General features: G+C 46.7%; 20 protein-coding genes. 19 read left to right on the plus strand and 1 reads right to left on the minus strand.

Annotated elements, in window-relative coordinates:
* The first annotated feature begins 20 nt into the window (after nucleotides 1-20).
* The 19 genes from fliN (at nucleotide 21) to AC0VXX_RS05800 (ending at nucleotide 17,014) form a co-directional block, all read left to right on the plus strand.
* The gene (gene fliN, locus AC0VXX_RS05710) at nucleotides 21-404 is read left to right on the plus strand and encodes a flagellar motor switch protein FliN (protein WP_475516302.1); all 384 of its coding nucleotides are present in this window, start codon (nucleotides 21-23) and stop codon (nucleotides 402-404) included.
* Between the two features lie 16 nt (nucleotides 405-420).
* The gene (gene fliO / locus AC0VXX_RS05715; protein WP_475516947.1) at nucleotides 421-801 is read left to right on the plus strand and encodes a flagellar biosynthetic protein FliO; all 381 of its coding nucleotides are present in this window, start codon (nucleotides 421-423) and stop codon (nucleotides 799-801) included.
* Nucleotides 802-827: 26 nt separating this feature from the next.
* Nucleotides 828-1,547, plus strand: a complete 720-nt coding sequence (gene fliP, locus AC0VXX_RS05720) for a flagellar type III secretion system pore protein FliP (RefSeq protein ID WP_475516948.1) — start codon at nucleotides 828-830, stop codon at nucleotides 1,545-1,547.
* Nucleotides 1,548-1,555: 8 nt separating this feature from the next.
* On the plus strand, nucleotides 1,556-1,825 hold the full coding sequence (gene fliQ, locus AC0VXX_RS05725; protein ID WP_110456360.1) for a flagellar biosynthesis protein FliQ: 270 nt from the start codon (nucleotides 1,556-1,558) through the stop codon (nucleotides 1,823-1,825).
* Between the two features lie 91 nt (nucleotides 1,826-1,916).
* A complete protein-coding gene (fliR, locus tag AC0VXX_RS05730; protein ID WP_475516303.1) occupies nucleotides 1,917-2,714 on the plus strand; it encodes a flagellar biosynthetic protein FliR in 798 nt (265 codons plus the stop codon).
* Nucleotides 2,714-3,847 (plus strand): flagellar biosynthesis protein FlhB, encoded by a 1,134-nt coding sequence (gene flhB / locus AC0VXX_RS05735; protein ID WP_475516304.1) that lies wholly within the window; start codon nucleotides 2,714-2,716, stop codon nucleotides 3,845-3,847. The genes fliR and flhB overlap by 1 nt, the downstream gene beginning before the upstream one ends.
* Before the next feature lie 92 nt (nucleotides 3,848-3,939).
* The gene (flhA, locus tag AC0VXX_RS05740) at nucleotides 3,940-6,039 is read left to right on the plus strand and encodes a flagellar biosynthesis protein FlhA (protein WP_475516305.1); all 2,100 of its coding nucleotides are present in this window, start codon (nucleotides 3,940-3,942) and stop codon (nucleotides 6,037-6,039) included.
* 11 nt (nucleotides 6,040-6,050) lie between these two features.
* Complete coding sequence (flhF, locus tag AC0VXX_RS05745; RefSeq protein ID WP_475516306.1) at nucleotides 6,051-7,442, plus strand: flagellar biosynthesis protein FlhF; 1,392 nt, start codon at nucleotides 6,051-6,053, stop codon at nucleotides 7,440-7,442.
* A 4-nt stretch (nucleotides 7,443-7,446) separates the two neighbouring features.
* On the plus strand, nucleotides 7,447-8,328 hold the full coding sequence (locus AC0VXX_RS05750) for a MinD/ParA family protein (RefSeq protein WP_475516307.1): 882 nt from the start codon (nucleotides 7,447-7,449) through the stop codon (nucleotides 8,326-8,328).
* Entirely contained in the window at nucleotides 8,321-9,040 is a 720-nt protein-coding gene (locus AC0VXX_RS05755; RefSeq protein ID WP_475516308.1) for an RNA polymerase sigma factor FliA, read from the plus strand. Before AC0VXX_RS05750 ends, AC0VXX_RS05755 begins: the two co-directional genes overlap by 8 nt.
* Before the next feature lie 42 nt (nucleotides 9,041-9,082).
* Nucleotides 9,083-9,466: a chemotaxis response regulator CheY gene (gene cheY, locus AC0VXX_RS05760; RefSeq protein WP_119977497.1), complete on the plus strand. Its 384-nt coding sequence runs from the start codon at nucleotides 9,083-9,085 to the stop codon at nucleotides 9,464-9,466.
* A gap of 13 nt (nucleotides 9,467-9,479) precedes the next feature.
* A complete protein-coding gene (locus AC0VXX_RS05765) occupies nucleotides 9,480-10,217 on the plus strand; it encodes a protein phosphatase CheZ (protein WP_475516309.1) in 738 nt (245 codons plus the stop codon).
* A 15-nt stretch (nucleotides 10,218-10,232) separates the two neighbouring features.
* Nucleotides 10,233-12,413, plus strand: a complete 2,181-nt coding sequence (locus AC0VXX_RS05770; RefSeq protein ID WP_475516310.1) for a chemotaxis protein CheA — start codon at nucleotides 10,233-10,235, stop codon at nucleotides 12,411-12,413.
* A 94-nt stretch (nucleotides 12,414-12,507) separates the two neighbouring features.
* Nucleotides 12,508-13,626 carry a protein-glutamate methylesterase/protein-glutamine glutaminase gene (locus AC0VXX_RS05775; RefSeq protein WP_475516311.1) on the plus strand — a complete coding sequence of 373 codons (1,119 nt, stop codon included), beginning with the start codon at nucleotides 12,508-12,510 and terminating at the stop codon, nucleotides 13,624-13,626.
* Nucleotides 13,619-14,095 carry a membrane anchored protein in chemotaxis locus gene (locus AC0VXX_RS05780; protein ID WP_475516312.1) on the plus strand — a complete coding sequence of 159 codons (477 nt, stop codon included), beginning with the start codon at nucleotides 13,619-13,621 and terminating at the stop codon, nucleotides 14,093-14,095. The genes AC0VXX_RS05775 and AC0VXX_RS05780 overlap by 8 nt, the downstream gene beginning before the upstream one ends.
* Nucleotides 14,096-14,138: 43 nt before the next feature.
* Complete coding sequence (locus tag AC0VXX_RS05785; protein WP_475516313.1) at nucleotides 14,139-14,930, plus strand: ParA family protein; 792 nt, start codon at nucleotides 14,139-14,141, stop codon at nucleotides 14,928-14,930.
* Nucleotides 14,914-15,957, plus strand: coding sequence for a chemotaxis protein CheW (locus AC0VXX_RS05790; protein WP_475516314.1), 1,044 nt, complete (start codon nucleotides 14,914-14,916; stop codon nucleotides 15,955-15,957). The genes AC0VXX_RS05785 and AC0VXX_RS05790 overlap by 17 nt, the downstream gene beginning before the upstream one ends.
* Nucleotides 15,958-15,964: 7 nt before the next feature.
* A complete protein-coding gene (locus tag AC0VXX_RS05795; protein ID WP_110456347.1) occupies nucleotides 15,965-16,459 on the plus strand; it encodes a chemotaxis protein CheW in 495 nt (164 codons plus the stop codon).
* 153 nt (nucleotides 16,460-16,612) lie between these two features.
* The gene (locus tag AC0VXX_RS05800; protein WP_204165101.1) at nucleotides 16,613-17,014 is read left to right on the plus strand and encodes a DUF2802 domain-containing protein; all 402 of its coding nucleotides are present in this window, start codon (nucleotides 16,613-16,615) and stop codon (nucleotides 17,012-17,014) included.
* 456 nt (nucleotides 17,015-17,470) lie between these two features.
* Here the strand turns inward: AC0VXX_RS05800 and AC0VXX_RS05805 are convergent, their stop codons facing one another.
* Entirely contained in the window at nucleotides 17,471-17,791 is a 321-nt protein-coding gene (locus AC0VXX_RS05805) for an EscU/YscU/HrcU family type III secretion system export apparatus switch protein (protein WP_475516315.1), read from the minus strand.
* Nucleotides 17,792-17,795: the final 4 nt, after the last annotated feature.

The raw sequence follows: 17,795 nt of genomic DNA on the forward strand, positions 1-17,795 counted from the left end.
AGTTTTAAAGGTAAAAAGTGATGAGCACACAAGATACAGGTGATGATTGGGCTGCAGCAATGGCCGAGCAAGCGATTGAAGAGGCTCAAGCGGTTGAATTAGACGAATTAGCTGATAGTTCTCAACCGTTAACCGAAGAGGAAGCGGCCAAACTCGATACTATTATGGATATTCCGGTGACCATCTCTATGGAAGTGGGTCGCAGTTTTATTAATATTCGTAATTTACTGCAGCTGAACCAAGGCTCGGTAGTGGAGTTAGATCGTGTCGCCGGCGAGCCGTTAGATGTTATGGTTAATGGTACTCTTGTGGCCCACGGCGAAGTGGTTGTGGTCAATGATAAATTTGGTATTCGATTGACTGACGTCATAAGCCAAACCGAACGCATTAAAAAGCTTAAGTGAGGCAAGGTTAATGGGAATGTCATTATCGATGCCAATGATGGCTAGTGCAATAACCACGTCTGCGGCAGAGGTCACCGCAGAGCGAGAGCCAGCGTTAACCACCATGGCGAATATGCTCGGTGGACTTATTGTCGTTATCGCACTGATTTTTTTATTGGCCTATGTGGTGAAGCGACTCAAGTTAGTGCCTACTAGCCATGGCGTGCTTAAGACCGTGGCGGTCACGCCGCTAGGGCAAAAAGAGAAAATGGTCTTGGTGGAAGTCGAAGGGCAGCAATATTTACTTGGTGTGACCAGCCATCAGGTGACCTTGATCGATAAACTCGAGACCCCTGTGACAGTATCACAAGACTCGTTTGCCAGCCGTTTACGTCAAGCTAAATCATCGCAATCATGAAACGGATTATTCTCTTAGTCAGCTTAATGAGCGCCTTATTGCTGCCCCAGTTAGCGTGGGCGCAAGACGGTATTTTACCAGCAGTAACGGTCACGACAGGAGCCGACGGTGCCACGCAATATTCTGTCACCATGCAGATATTGTTGTTGATGACAGCGCTGAGCTTTTTGCCCGCAATGGTGATAATGCTGACCTCTTTTACGCGCATTATCGTGGTGTTATCGATACTACGCCAAGCGATTGGTCTGCAGCAAACCCCGTCAAATCAGGTACTGATTGGCATGAGTCTGTTTATGACCTTCTTCATTATGGCGCCAGTATTTGACAAGATTTATGCCAATGCCGTGCAGCCCTACATGGATGAAACCCTGACCATAGAGCAGGCGTTTGAGACGGGTAAAGCGCCACTGAAAACCTTTATGCTGTCACAAACTCGCCTGACCGATCTGCAAACCTTTGTCGAGATCTCGGGTTATCAAAACATTGACACCCCAGAAGATGCTCCTATGAGCGTGCTGATCCCTGCGTTTATAACCAGTGAGTTAAAAACCGCCTTTCAGATTGGCTTTATGTTATTTGTGCCATTCTTAGTACTCGACTTAGTGGTGGCCAGTATCTTGATGGCCATGGGTATGATGATGTTGTCGCCGATGATTGTATCGCTGCCTTTTAAAATCATGCTGTTTGTATTGGTTGATGGTTGGAGCTTAGTGATGGGTACCCTAGCCAATAGTTTTGGGATTTAGGAGCCGCTATGTCACCCGAAGCCCTGATTGATATCTTTCGCGAAGCCTTGGCCGTTATCGTTACCATAGTGTCGATGATCATTGTGCCAGGCTTGGTGGTCGGGTTAGTGGTGGCGGTATTCCAAGCGGCGACATCGATAAACGAGCAGACTTTAAGCTTTTTGCCTAGACTGCTAACGACCTTGTTAGCGCTGATGTTTCTAGGACATCTGTTAGTGCAAACCATGATGGAATTCTTTTTTGAAATGGTTGATATGATCCCCATGGTCGTTGGCTAAGTATGACGGTTTACTGCGCCAGGCTAGCTAACGTCAATCGATTCAATACGCTCATGTTACGTGCGCTGGTCGGCTAAGTGTTGAGGCGAATATGGAAATATTGATGTCCACCATAATGGAGACCATTTCCGCCTACATGTGGCCACTTTATCGGGTGTCGAGCATGTTGATGGTGATGGCCGTTTTTGGCGCTAATACCACTTCTGTGCGGATCCGGCTTTTGTTGTCTGTGGCAATAACCTTTGCCATTGCGCCTATGCTCCCCGTTAATACGGATGTGGACCTGTTTTCGTTGGCGGCGGTATTTGTTACCGCGCAGCAGATAGTGATCGGGGTCGCGATGGGATTTGTGACCCTATTGATCATGCAGACTTTCGTGTTAACAGGCCAGATTATTGGTATGCAAACCAGCTTAGGTTTCGCTTCTATGGTCGACCCTGGCTCTGGCCAGCAAACACCTGTGATTGGTAACTTTTTTCTGTTGCTGACCACGATGATCTTTCTTGCCGTCGATGGCCACCTCCTGATGATCCGTATGTTGGTTGCCAGTTTTGACACCATTCCCGTATCTAACCAAGGTATTTCAATTGCCAGTTATCGCCAATTAGCCGAATGGGGCAGTTATATGTTTGGCGCTGCATTGACTATGTCTATTTCGGCGATTGTGGCGTTGTTATTGATTAACTTATCTTTTGGGGTCATGACCCGCGCCTCACCTCAACTCAATATTTTTGCTGTTGGCTTCCCTGTCACCATGGTGAGTGGGCTGGTGATTTTGTGGCTCACCTTAACGCCCATTATGGCGCACTTCGATGAAGTCTGGCGCTCAGCGCAGCTATTGCTGTGTGATGTGGTGCAGTTACAGTGCCGCGCTGATGGGAGTTTCTAATGGCTGAAAATGATTCTAGCCAAGAAAAAACCGAGGAAGCCACCTCCAGAAAGCGCCAACAGGCGCGTGATAAAGGCCAGGTTGCCCGCTCAAAGGAGTTAGGCACCTCTGCGGTGCTCATGTCGGCGGCATTTGGGTTTGTCATAGTGGGCCCTGACTTAGGCGTGGCGCTCATCAATGTAATGAAAAAGCTGTTCACTATGGATCGCGCGGCCATTTTCGATACCAATAGTATGTACAACGTGTGGGAGCTGGTGCTGCGTGAGTTGGCCATGCCAATGGCGATTTTTATCGTGTTTTTGGCTGTGGTGGCCTTTTTGGGCAACATAGTTGTCGGGGGGATCACCTTTTCTGTGAAAGCCTTTATGCCCAAAGCGAGTAAAATGAGCCCTGTTAGCGGCTTTAAACGTATGTTTGGTGTGCAAGCGTTAGTGGAATTAACCAAGGGAATTGCAAAGTTTTCTGTGGTCGCTATGATGGCGTACTTTTTACTGTATTACTATTTCGTCGATATCTTGACCCTGTCACAAGGGCACCTGCCGGGAAATGTTTATAATGCGTTAGATCTGCTGATATGGATGTTTATTATTTTATGTTCATCGACAGTGATCATTGTCGCTATTGACGTGCCGTTTCAAATTTGGAACCACAGCAAACAGCTGCGCATGACTAAGCAAGAGATCAAAGACGAATACAAAGATACCGAAGGGCAGCCCGAAGTTAAGGGGCGGGTGCGGCAGATGCAGCGCGAGATGGCGCAGCGTCGCATGATGACCGAGGTCCCTAATGCCGACGTGATAGTGGTCAACCCAGATCACTATGCGGTGGCGATTAAATATGATGTCACCAAGGCCGCAGTGCCCTATGTACTGGCTAAAGGGGTTGATGAGGTTGCCTTTAAGATACGTGAAATTGCCAGAGAGCACGAGGTGGCTATCGTATCTGCTCCACCGCTGGCACGGGCGATTTATCATACGACTAAGATAGAGCAAGAGATCCCTGAAGGGCTCTTCACCGCAGTTGCTCAGGTATTGGCCTATGTCTTTCAGTTGAAGCAATATCAACAAAAAGGCGGTAAGCGGCCCACACCCGTGCCGTTAAATCAGCCTATTCCCGATGAGCTGAAATATTAGCGTCGTGTTCGCTGTCGTTAGGTGACTGCAAGTAGGTTGGCGCGCTTTTTGCTGTTAACCGTTCAGATGTCAAAGTTCAGGCGCTAAAATTGATGGATTTGAAAGCAACATTAGGTCAACTAAAACAGGTTAAACCGGCAAACTTTAAGGGCATAGGTACGCCTGTACTCGTGCTCGCAGCCTTGGCGATGATCATCTTGCCGATGCCGCCATTCTTACTCGATATCCTATTTTCGTTCAATATTGCCTTAGCCTTGGTGGTACTTTTAGTGGCCATCTACTCTGACCGCCCCCTCGACTTTGCAGCCTTTCCAACGGTATTGCTGGTCGCTACTTTGCTGCGACTGGCGCTGAACGTGGCATCGACACGTATTGTATTGCTCGAAGGCCATAATGGTGGTGATGCCGCCGGTAAAGTGATTGAAGCGTTCGGTTCTGTGGTGATTGGCGGTAACTATGCCGTTGGTTTGGTTGTGTTTCTTATCTTGATTATTATCAACTTCGCCGTGGTCACCAAAGGTGCTGGGCGTATTTCTGAAGTGAGCGCCCGTTTTACCCTCGATGCGATGCCAGGTAAACAGATGGCTATCGATGCCGATTTAAACGCTGGGGTGTTAAACCAAGATCAGGCGCGCTTACGCCGCGCAGAAGTCACTAAAGAAGCCGACTTTTATGGCGCAATGGATGGTGCGTCAAAATTTGTAAAAGGTGATGCAATTGCCGGCATCATGATTTTGGTGATCAACATTCTGGGCGGCTTTGTTATTGGTATGGTGCAGCACGGCCTTGATTTCTCCTCAGCTGTAGAAATTTATACCTTGCTGACAATTGGTGATGGTTTGGTAGCGCAGATCCCAGGTTTGTTATTGTCGATTGCCGCCGCGTTAATGGTGACTCGTCAAAATGAGTCGGGTGACATGGGTCAAATGGTGATGGGGCAGATGTTTGACAGCCCTAAATCCCTAGGTATTGCCGCTGCGGTATTGTTAATCATGGGGATTGTGCCCGGCATGCCGCATTTTGCTTTTCTCAGCTTTGGTTTGCTGACTGCCGGTGGTGCCTATTATATTCATCATAAAAAAAATCTCGATCGTCAAAGAGCACTGGAGCTGGCTAAAACCTCCCCGAGTCCCGCTGGCGACAATAAGCCTAAAGAGTTGAGTTGGGATGATGTGCAACATGTCGATACCATAGGGTTAGAGGTGGGCTATCGATTAATCCCCTTGGTCGATAAGGGCCAAGGTGGTGAATTACTCAACCGTATCAAAGGAGTGCGTAAGAAGCTGTCACAAGAATTAGGTTTCTTGGTGCCGGCAGTGCATATCCGTGACAATTTAGATCTGTCGCCCAACACCTACCGCATCTCCTTGATGGGCGTGGCATCGGGCGAGGCTGAAATTCGTCATGACTGTGAGCTTGCGATTAACCCAGGCCAAGTGTATGGCAAGCTCGATGGGGTTGAAACCACGGATCCAGCCTTTGGGCTTGAAGCGGTGTGGATAGCCCCCGAGCTTAGAGAGCACGCACAAACGTTAGGTTATACCGTGGTTGACGCTGCAACAGTGGTTGCTACGCATCTTAGTCAATTGCTCACCAATAACGCTTCTAAGTTGTTAGGTTATGAAGAAGTACAGCAGTTAATGGATATGCTGGCTAAGCATTCACCTAAGTTAGTTAATGGTTTTATTCCGGATGTCATGCCGCTGGGCACTGTAGTAAAAGTGATGCAAAACTTGCTTAACGAGGGCGTGTCTATTCGGGATTTGAAAACCATAGTACAAACCCTGTTAGAATATGGGCCCAAGAGTAATGACACTGAGGTGTTGACCGCTGCAGTGCGTATCGCCTTAAAGCGCATGATCATTCAAGAGATCAGTGGCCCAGAGCCAGAAATTCCTGTCATTACTTTGGCGCCAGAGTTGGAACAGATGTTGCATCAGTCAATGCAAGCAACAGGAGGCGATGGGCCGAATATCGAACCTAGCCTGGCTGAGCGGATGCAGAAATCGCTTATCGATGCATCGCAACGTCAAGAGATGGTGGGAGAACCCGCTATTTTGTTGACCTCAGGAATGTTACGTTCGACGCTGTCTAGATTCGTTAAACATACGATTCCAAATCTACGGGTGATCTCCTATCAAGAAGTGCCCGATGAAAAACAAATACGTATCGTATCAGCGGTCGGCCAGTAGAGGGTATTTAGGTGAAAATTAAACGTTTTTTAGCAAAAGATATGCGCTCAGCTTTGGCCCAAGTGAAAGAGACCTTAGGTTCTGATGCGGTGATCATGTCTAATAAAAAAGTCACCGGTGGCATAGAGATTGTCGCCGCTGTCGATTATGACGAGCCCAAGAAGACCCCAAGTCCAGCCACGGTGAATTTGGCGCCGTCGAGCTTACTGGATCTTGCCGATGAAAAAGTCTCCATTGGCCGCCAACCCATCAAGACCGAGTCAAAAAAACAACCTGCACCCGCTGCCGATTCATTGCAAGCCCTGCTTGAGCGTCAACAAAGTCGTGTCAATCAGCAGATTGGTCGCACCAATGAAGAGTTAGAGATGCCTGAATGGGCTAAAGGGTTACAAGCGCCTAACAGCGACCCCAAGCCTGCACGCGCAGAGGCCAGCCAACACCATTTTGGTCAAAAACGTGATAAACCGGCACCTGCAAGTGCTGAACTTGATTCAATGCGAGAAGAGTTAGCATCACTGCGTAACCTATTGACTCATCAAGTGACTTCGCTACTAAGCGAGCAAAAGAGTCGCCAGGATCCTGTCGGTGCCATGCTTGAGAGTCGTTTATTGGCCGCGGAGTTTTCGGCCGAAGTGGCAGCCAAACTGTCTGGGTTGAGTGAACATTATCCGCCAGCTGAATTAGTCAAAACTCTGCCGAGAAGTTTAGCCAACATGCTCGACAATCAAGGTGATGATATTGTACGCCAAGGTGGCGTGGTCGCTTTTGTGGGGCCAACCGGTGTCGGAAAAACCACCAGTGTTGCAAAAATAGCCGCTCGATTTGCTGCACACCATGGTTCAGATCAAGTTGCATTGATAACAACCGATCATTATCGCATTGGAGCCTTTGAGCAGCTGGCAACCTATGGCAAAATAATGGGGTGTCCAGTAAAGCAGGCTCATGATCTTAATGAGTTGGAACAAATTTTATATCAGCTGCGCAATCGCAAGCTAGTATTGATAGATACAGCTGGCATGGGACAGCGAGATATACGCTTATTCCAGCAACTTGACAATTTAACGGCAAATAGCAGATTACCTATACGCAGTTATCTGGTACTGTCGTCAACGAGTCAAAGAAGAGTACTAGAAGATGCGGTGAAGCAGTTCGCTAGAATCCCATTATCGGGTGTAGTATTAACCAAACTGGACGAGTCGGTCGCCTTAGCACCAGCCTTGAGCGTATTGATCCAAAGTGGTTTACCATTAAGTTATGTCACTGATGGCCAACGAGTTCCAGAAGATATGCAGGTTGCAGATACACTCGCGTTAGCACACAAGGCGCTTTCAGTATTAGATAAGAAAGAGCAACCTGTACAACAAACTGAAAGGTCACATCAACAGGCCTATGCATTTGAGTAAAACAATGAGTCGGGATCAAGCAAGCGGTTTACGAATGATGAATCAACCAAATAACGAAAAAGTAAAAGTAATTGCAGTGAGCGGGGGTAAGGGTGGCGTGGGTAAAACCAGTGTCTCTATCAATACCGCGGTTTCGCTCGCTGAAAAGGGCAAGCGTGTCTTAGTGCTCGATGCCGACTTGGGCTTAGCGAACGTCGATGTGATGTTAGGCCTAAGGGCTGAACGTAATTTATCCCATGTGCTGTCAGGCGATGCCGATCTTGATGATGTGATTGTTAGAGGCCCTAAGGGCATAGGCATTATTCCCGCTACGTCGGGCTCACAGTCGATGGTTGAGCTATCTCCAGCCCAGCATGCCGGGCTTATTCGCGCCTTTAGCGAAATGCGTACTCAATTTGATATTTTAATTGTCGATACCGCCGCCGGTATTTCTGACATGGTGCTGAGCTTTTCACGGGCATCACAAGATGTACTCATAGTGGTATGTGATGAGCCAACGTCGATTACCGATGCCTACGCCTTGATTAAGATTCTAAGCCGCGAGCACGGTGTGTTCCGCTTTAAAATTGTAGCCAATATGGTCAGAAGTCTGCGTGAAGGGATGGAACTGTTTGCTAAATTAAGTAAAGTTACCGATCGCTTTCTTGATGTGGCCCTTGAACTTGTGGCCACGATTCCATTCGATGAAAACCTGCGTAAATCAGTACGTAAACAAAAGCTTATCGTCGAGGCATTTCCTAAATCACCTGCATCAATCGCCTATCATGGGCTAGCGAATAAAATCCTCAGCTGGCCTATTCCTCAGCAACCGGGTGGTCACTTAGAGTTTTTTGTTGAACGATTAGTACAACGTAACGACCAGCAAGAGGAACGCACGAGTGAGTAAAGCGGCCGCGTATACCTGTTTAGATAATAAAGCGTCTATCGTTGAACAGTATGCGCCGCTGGTAAAAAGGATTGCCCACCATTTATTAGCCCGTTTGCCAGCATCTGTTCAATTGGATGATTTATTACAAGCAGGTATGATGGGTCTGCTTGAAGCATCGTCAAATTTCGATGGCAGCAAAGGCGCCAAATTTGAAACCTTTGCGGGGATTCGAATTAGGGGCTCGATGCTCGATGAGATAAGGCGTGGCGATTGGGTACCGCGTTCGGTACATCGTAATCAACGCCGGGTTGCACAAGTGATTGACGAGCTCGAACAGGAGTTGGGCCGTGACGCTAAAGATAACGAAATTGCCGACCGATTAGACATGACATTGGATGAATATCATCACATTCTTAACGATGTGTCTGTCGGAAAAGTAATTGGTATTGAAGATCTCGGCGTTTCGGTCGATATAGTAAGGCAGGAAGACGATCACCAAGACGATGCGTTCCATGCATTAGCCGAAACTCAGTTTCATGAAGCCTTGGTTGACGCGATCAAATTATTACCAGAAAGAGATAGTTTAGTTTTGTCATTATATTATGACGAAGCATTAAATTTAAAAGAGATTGGTGCCGTGCTGGACGTTAGTGAGTCGAGAGTGAGCCAGATATTAAGTCAGGCCATGTTGAGATTAAAAGCTAAGTTAACGCATTGGACCCAAACATAACGATTACATGAGCAACATAAAAATAGCTCCGCGGAGGAAACCTTGGACAAGAATATGAAGATTCTCGTCGTTGACGACTTTTCAACAATGAGGCGTATCATCAAGAACTTGTTAAGAGACTTGGGTTTTAACAACACTCAGGAAGCAGATGACGGTTCAACGGCATTGCCTATGCTACAGAAAGGCGATTTTGATTTTGTCGTAACCGACTGGAATATGCCTGGTATGCAAGGGATTGACCTATTAAAGGCCATTCGCGCAGATGACAATCTTAAGCACCTACCGGTGTTAATGGTGACAGCGGAAGCAAAAAGGGAGCAGATCATTGCAGCGGCGCAAGCTGGTGTAAACGGTTATGTTGTTAAGCCTTTTACCGCAGCAACATTAAAAGAGAAGTTAGACAAAATTTTTGAACGACTCAGTTAATTAAGGTTGAGCTATGCAGGCAAATACTTTAGGGCTGATCACGTTAGCACAAGCAAGACAACTTGTTGAATTGCTTGAGGCTAATGAACAGGATAAAGCTGACAATATCGTAAGAGATATTGCGAGTCCGATTCAAAAAGAGTTATTTGATGAAGTTGGCAGGTTAACCCGTCAACTTCATAGTGCCATTGTCGATTTTCAGGTTGATGACCGTTTGGTTGAATTGACCAACAGTGAAATTCCAGATGCTAAAGAGCGCTTAAGTTATGTCATCGAGATGACAGAGCAAGCGGCCAATAAAACCATGGATGCGGTTGAAGAGTCATTACCTCTTGCCGATGCGCTGACCACCAATATTAAAGCGGTTAAACCAACGTGGGATCGCTTAATGAAGCGAGACATCCAGCTGCATGAGTTTAAAGCCTTATGTCACGATGTGCAGCAGTTTATCGACCGCAGTGAGTCTGATTCAACTCGTTTGAAAGAGCTGTTGAACAATATCTTGTTAGCTCAAGATTTCCAAGATCTTACCGGGCAGATGATCCGCCGAGTGATTGAGTTAGTCCGTGAAGTCGAAAACAATTTGGTGTCCATGTTGACCATGTTTGGTGAACAACCAGCCTCGAGTCAGACACTTAAATCAACCAAGAGTGTCGAAGCCGAAGGTCCGATTATGAACGCAGAACTGCGTGATGATGTGGTAACCGGGCAAGATGAAGTGGATGACTTACTGTCGAGTCTAGGTTTCTAAGTAGGAGTCATATTAATGTCGTTTGATGTTGATGAAGAGATACTGCAGGACTTTTTGATAGAGGCGGGAGAAATACTCGAACTGTTATCTGAACAGCTGGTCATGTTGGAAAATAATCCAGATGATACCGAACTGCTCAATGCCATTTTTCGTGGATTTCATACCGTTAAAGGCGGAGCGGGCTTTTTAAGTCTCACTCCCATGGTCGATGTCTGTCATGAAGCAGAAAATACCTTTGATTTGTTGCGTACTGGCAAACGAAGCGTTACTGCTGAGCTTATGGATATTATTTTACAGGCTGTCGATGCGATTAACTCGATGTTTGCCGAGACGAAAGCCGGACAAACTCAAAGTCCTGCCGATGAAACTCTATTGGCTAACCTGAAACTGTTAAGTTCTGGCGGTATGCTGGCGTCTGAAGTGGCATTGTCTGCCGATACGCCAGTGGCAACGATTGTCGACGATGTATCCGATGCCCAAAGCGACGAAGGCGCCACGCTGTTTGAGCCGCTTGATTCGAGCGAGCAAACAACCACGACGAATATTGCTGGTAACAACGATGGCGATGCCAGTATCGATGAAATCAACGAATCTGAATTCGAAGCCTTGCTTGATGCTCTTCATGGTTCTGGTAAGGGCCCATCCGCGACAGAATCTGCTTCTGACGACATAAATAGTGCTAGTGACGATATCACCGATGATGAGTTTGAATCGCTGCTCGACGAATTGCACGGCGCTGGTAGCTTCAAGCCTCCAGTGGCGCCAATTGCTAATGAGCCTGAGCCGCCTGCTTCAGCAGTCGATGCCGACGAGATTAGCGACGATGAATTTGAAAAGTTACTCGACGAATTACATGGCTCTGGTGCAGGTCCTGGTGTTTCTTCTGTAGCAGCTCCTGCTGCAAAAGCGGTTGAACCGCCTAAACCCGCAGCACCTGCGCCGACTCAGAGCCCCGCTAAAGCCGTGGTCAAAGAAAAAGCCCCATTAGCCAAAGCGCCAGCAGCGAATACGCCACAGGCAGAAACCACAGTGCGGGTTGATACCGCCAGACTCGATGAGATCATGAACATGGTCGGTGAGTTGGTGTTGGTGCGTAATCGTTTACTGAGCCTTGGCATTTCTCGTGATGACGAGGATATGTCGAAAGCTTTGGCTAACTTAGACTTGGTGACTGCCGATCTGCAAGGCGCGGTCATGAAAACCCGTATGCAGCCGATCAAAAAAGTATTTGGTCGCTTTCCTCGCGTGGTTCGAGATTTAGCCAGAACGCTTAATAAAGAGATCGATCTTCGCATGATAGGCGAAGACACAGATCTGGATAAAAACTTAGTTGAGGCACTGGCAGACCCATTAGTCCACTTGGTGCGTAACTCTGTTGACCATGGTATTGAGATGCCAGATGAGCGTGAAGCCAATGGCAAAACGCGTACCGGCACCATTACCTTGTCAGCCAGTCAAGAGGGGGATCATATCCTGCTCAAGATTGAAGATGATGGCGCTGGGATGGATCCCGATAAGCTCAAGCAAATCGCTATCAGTCGTGGCGTGCTCGATGAAGATGCCGCAGCCCGCATGACAGATTCAGAAGCATATAATCTGATTTTTGCACCAGGTTTCTCAACTAAGGTTGAGATCTCTGATATTTCAGGGCGTGGTGTGGGGATGGACGTTGTTAAGACTCGTATCACCCAGCTTAACGGTACTGTGCATATTAATTCGCTTAAAGGTAAAGGCACTTGTTTAGAGATTAAAGTTCCTCTTACCTTAGCGATTATGCCGACGCTGATGGTTGAAGTCGCTAAACAAGTGTTTGCCTTACCGTTATCGAGCGTCAATGAAATTTTCCATCTTGATTTGACTAAAACCAATGTTGTAGATGGACAGTTAACCGTGATCGTTCGTGAAAAGGCGGTGCCACTATTTTATCTGGAAAATTGGCTTAACAGGAAAATGAGCGGCTTTAAACATGGTGATAAAAAGCATGGCCATGTGGTAATTGTTCAGTTGGGTACGATACAGATAGGTTTTGTGGTTGACTCCTTGATCGGTCAAGAAGAAGTGGTAATCAAGCCACTAGGGACCTTGCTTCATGGAACGCCAGGAATGGCGGGTGCGACGATCACCTCTGATGGTGGTATTGCACTGATTTTAGACGTTCCAGGATTATTGAAGCATTACGCTAAAAATAAGCAGTAAACCTTGGTAATACAGTCTGATGACAGCTAAGCGTGACACCGTAACTGGGTCGCGCTTTATTACTAACAGACGTTTGCTGTCGATAGGAAATTGAATGGCCATTAAAGTATTAGTTGTCGATGATTCGAGCTTTTTTCGTCGAAGAGTCAGTGAGATCGTAAGCAAAGACCCTGATTTAGAAGTCATAGGTACCGCTGTTAATGGTGCTGAAGCGGTTAAACTGGCCGAACAGCTTAAGCCTCAAGTGATCACCATGGATATCGAGATGCCTGTAATGGATGGCATCACGGCCGTGCGTCAGATCATGGCTAAGTGTCCGACACCTATCTTGATGTTTTCCTCTTTGACTCACGACGGTGCTCAAGCCACGTTAGATGCATTAGAAGCCGGTGCGCTCGACTTTCTTCCAAAACGTTTTGAAGATATCGCCACTAATAAAGACGACGCCATCCTATTGCTACAGCAGCGAATAAAAGCCTTGGGCCGACGTCGAATTTACCGACCCATTGCCCCACGTCCTGCACCTGTGAGCCCTTCTACTAGACCGAATATGGCTGGCTCCACGGCGAGTCGAGAAGTGGTACAACCGGTAAGACCTTCACTGCGTAGCCAAACTCCGCATCGCGCTAGTGGTAAAAAATACAAGATATTGCTTATTGGTACATCAACCGGTGGCCCGGTGGCTTTGCAGCGCATTTTAACTAAATTACCCGCGAGTTATCCGCATCCCATTTTACTGGTACAGCACATGCCCGCGGCATTTACCCCAGCCTTTGCTGCTCGCTTAAATGGCCTCTGTGCTATTAATGTTAAAGAGGCTGAAAATGGTGATCAGCTGCGCGCAGGTTGTGCTTATTTAGCCCCTGGCGGCATGCAAATGATGCTTGAGCGCAGTGGCGCTTATGGTCGCATTAAAATTATCGCTGGTAGTGCCGATATGAATTACAAACCCTGTGTCGATATTACGTTTGCTTCGGCCTCAAAGTTAGTGGGTGGCGATGCGCTCGCCGTAATCCTCACAGGTATGGGCGCCGATGGACGAGAGGGGGCGCGAATGCTGAAAAATATGGGGGCGACTATTTGGGCGCAAGATGAAGCCAGCTGTGTCGTATACGGTATGCCACAAGCGGTAACCGCAGCGGGGATATCGAGTAAGTCCTTAGCCCTTGATGATATGGCAGAAGCTATTTTGACCGAGAGCACTCGTGGCTAAGCAACAACACAGTACCACAATCTTGTTGTGGTTATTTTTATTGACCATGAGCACTGTGGTTACAGGGGCGCTGTATTTCGATATGCGCCACAAGAATAGCTTGTTAGAAGCCCAAATTGCTGAGCTTGAAAATAGCCAAGTGCTACTCATGGTGCCCGAAGAGCAGGCGCAACCTCTAGCCGATTGGATGGCCGCGAATCCCAAGGTGACGCAGTCAATTATCCAGCAAGCTAAACCTGGCTCACAAGTGCGGGTGGAAATGGGGGCTTCTGGGCTGCAGTCACCAGTGGATAATGGCTTTAATGCATCGACTGTGCTGTTACCTAATACGACAGCAGCACATCGGTCTGAAAATAGCGACGGCGTTATCAAAACGCAAGCCGATGAGCTGTCAGAAGGTAAAGATGGTGTTAAGGTGATCACCTTGCCCCATGGTGGCATTAGAGTGACTACGCGTGATGATAATTAAGTCAGTAAACTAGCCAACGCTGGACAATATAAAGGGGTTTTTGTTGAAGATCTGGACCATAGCAAACCAAAAGGGTGGTGTCGGTAAAACGACAACGGTAGTAAGCCTTGCCGGTGCGTTAGCAAAGCGTGGGCAGCGTGTGCTGATGGTCGATACCGATCCTCATGCATCGCTGGGCTACTATCTGGGTATCGACTCTGAAGTGGTTTCTGCGTCTTTATACGATCTGTTTTTAAATCATAATGCCCTAACTAAAGCGCAGGTATCTAGCCATGTAGTGTCCACTAAAGTCGAGGGTATAAGCTTACTACCAGCAACCATGGCATTGGCCACATTAGATCGCTCTTTAGGTCATCAAGAAGGTATGGGGCTTATCTTAAAAAAATTATTAGCTTTAGTTGCCAACGATTACGATACGGTATTAATCGATTGTCCGCCGATCCTCGGTGTATTGATGGTCAATGCATTGGCTGCAAGTGAGCATATATTGGTGCCTGTACAAACTGAATTTTTAGCGATAAAAGGCCTCGATAGAATGGTGAAAACCATGATTTTAATGGGGCGTTCGAAAAAGATAACTTATAGCTACACTGTTATTCCGACTATGTATGATCGACGTACTAAAGCGTCCTCATCGGCGCTACAACAGCTAGAAACCGATTACGGTGCAGCGTTATGGCCAGATGTCATTCCAATTGATACCAAATTCAGGGACGCGAGCTTAGCTCATCTTCCAGCATCACACTACGCGGCTCACTCTCGTGGAGTAAAAGCCTATGACCGCTTATTAGATTATCTGTTCAGCAAGGAGTTTGCGCATGTCAAACTCAACTGATGATGCGGTATTAGACTATTTTGCATTATTATTAGCGGACGATGTGAGCGATAGCCGCGAAGTCAACGAGGCCAGCAATAAGCAGGTAACCAACGAATCCGATAAGTTAACAAGCTTTGTTGATCTATCTACTTCTTCGCCGCAGGTGAAACCGGCCTTAACGCAGCCGAAAACGACCGCAACGGTTGCGTTTGCTAGTCAAAAAGTGAATAAAAAATCATTAGCACAATTGCTAGCTCCGGTTGCTGAAGCTCATCGGATCGATATCGAGACTCAGCTTGCGACAGCACAGGCCGAGATTAAGGTTAGTCCGAAAACATTCGCTCATAATGCCGCGACTGAGCCTAAGGTGCAGTTAAGTACCCAACCTAAGACCAAGCTTGCTGAAGATGTCGCCCCCATAGCAACTAAAAAACCATCGGTGGTTGCGCCGCAAATCAAAGAAAAGCTAGAAATTTCAGCTAGTATTAAGTTGGACAGCCAACAAGATAAAGAGATTCAGCAAGTTGTTGTGCCACAAACGCAAACTGGCGCAACTCCACCGGGGATAACTGAGTCGTTAATCGACACCTTAGATGAACAATTTCAGGTGTTATTTTTTAAAGTGGCTGGTTTAACCCTTGCCGTTCCGTTAGTGAGTTTAGGTGGCATAGTCAAAATTGAACGGGTTAACCATATTATGGGGAGACCTAATTGGTATCATGGCGTCCAAGCGCACCGGGGCTCACAGCTCAACGTGGTTGATACCTGTGCCTGGGTGATGCCCGAAAAATACGATGACAAGCTAGCGCAATCGGTTAATTACCAATATATTGTGTTGCTAGAGAACAGTAACTGGGGGTTGGCGTGCGAATCGCTGGTCAACTCGGTTAAAATTTTAAAATCGGAAGTTAACTGGCGTACCAAAGCGGGTAAACGCCCATGGTTAGCTGGCGTAGTGAAAGAGCAGATGTGCGGCATATTACATGTGCAAGCATTGATTGAATTATTGAATTTAGGATTAAGTAGTCAGGACTCTATTGACTGAGGTTTATATGGCAGATGTAAGAAACGTCGCGGCAGTGGCTGCAAGTAAAGATGATGAAGTGTTGCAGTGGGTTACTTTCCGTTTAGACAATGAAACCTACGGCATTAATGTGATGCAGGTTCAAGAAGTACTGCGCTATACCGAAATTGCTCCCGTACCAGGTGCGCCGCATTATGTATTGGGTATCATTAACTTACGCGGTAATGTGGTTACTGTTATCGATACGCGTTCACGCTTTGGCTTGGCTTCATCTGATGTAGATGACTCTACCCGTATCGTGATCATTGAAGCTGAGAAGCAAGTGATTGGTATTTTGGTCGATAGCGTTGCTGAAGTGGTCTATCTGAGAGCTTCTGATATCGACAACGCGCCGAATGTGGGCACTGAAGAAAGTGCTAAGTTTATTCAAGGTGTCAGTAATCGAGATAATGAACTGCTGATCTTAGTTGACTTAGATAAGCTATTATCCGATGAAGAGTGGATGGAACTCACTCAATTATAATAGATTAATCTATTCAGAGTATTACTCTGCTTGTGTAAAAGCCATCGCGAATACCGATGGCTTTTTAGTATAATGACAACATCCATAGCATGATTGTGGTTTTACGATCCTTGTGTATCAGTTACATCAATAAATGGAGTGGGACCAGATATGATAGCCGATGAAATCTTAATCGCGGCATTGCTCTATGTAGTTGCTTGTTTAGGGTTAGTGTTATATCAGCAAAAACAAACAGCTAAATTACGCTCCAAAGTAGAAGCGCTGACGTTATTAGTTAAGGAAAGTGATCGCCAGCGCGAAGCGGTTAAACGCGAGTTGCAAGAGTTGCGTAGCGGCACCATAGGTGTTGGCCGCCGGATGTTAGAACTGGAAAAACGACTCGCAAAGCAGGACGCTAGAATTGATGAAACCAGCCAACAAGATCCTCAAGCACGGCTCTATTCTAGAGCGATGAAGATGGTATCGTTGGGCGCTGGCGTTGAGGAGCTAGTGGCAGAGTGTGAATTGCCTAAAGCTGAAGCTGAATTGCTTCTTAGGTTACATGGTAAAGGCTAGTTCAAAATGTGCTGGTACAAGGTGCCAGCCATATTTTTTGCGGCTATCATTTAGGCAGAGCTATGTTGTCGAGCTTAGTTTTCAAATGTAATACTTTTCGCGCAATATTAAAGCTAGATATGGTTCATGGTAGAGCTAGGCAAGGATAGAGCCGCTTAGTTTAAACAAAAAAGTCGCATCACGTATCAATGCCAGCAATAAGTGCAATCGCAGCATAAGTGCATTGAAAGCCTTTCCCAAAAGCAGGGCTTCTTGATAATTTTACAGTGTTGCAACTTCTTGAGGGAGCTTGAGGGAGTTATCATTCTCTACCTTGTCATATCGTCAATAATTCAACTCACTGATACGTATCACTGAACCTCAAATCGCCAATACCTCAAACCTCCAATACCTCAAACCTCCAATAGCTCAAATTGCCAATACGCGGTGGGAAATAGCATCAAGGTTTAACGGATCTTAAGCTTCCTGGATGATTTTATGGTGCATGTTATCCCAGCGCTCGGGAAATTTACCGTCTAACATATAGGCAAAAGCGATTAACTCGGCAATAAGCAGGTAAAGCTCCTTTGGAATTTCTTCACCAATCTCAAGTTTTTGTAAAAAATTACTCAGGTCGGGGTTTTGATGAATATAAATGCCAGACTCTTTCGCTAAGGCGATGATCTCTGCTGCCACTAAATCACTGCCTTTGGCGGTGATTTTCGGGCTCGAGACACCATCATAGCTTAATGCAACCGCTTGGGTTGATGCAGGTGTATTGTTCTCTTTGGTCGACATAATG

It is taken from the genome of Shewanella sp. QJM3NY_23, assembly GCF_056173105.1.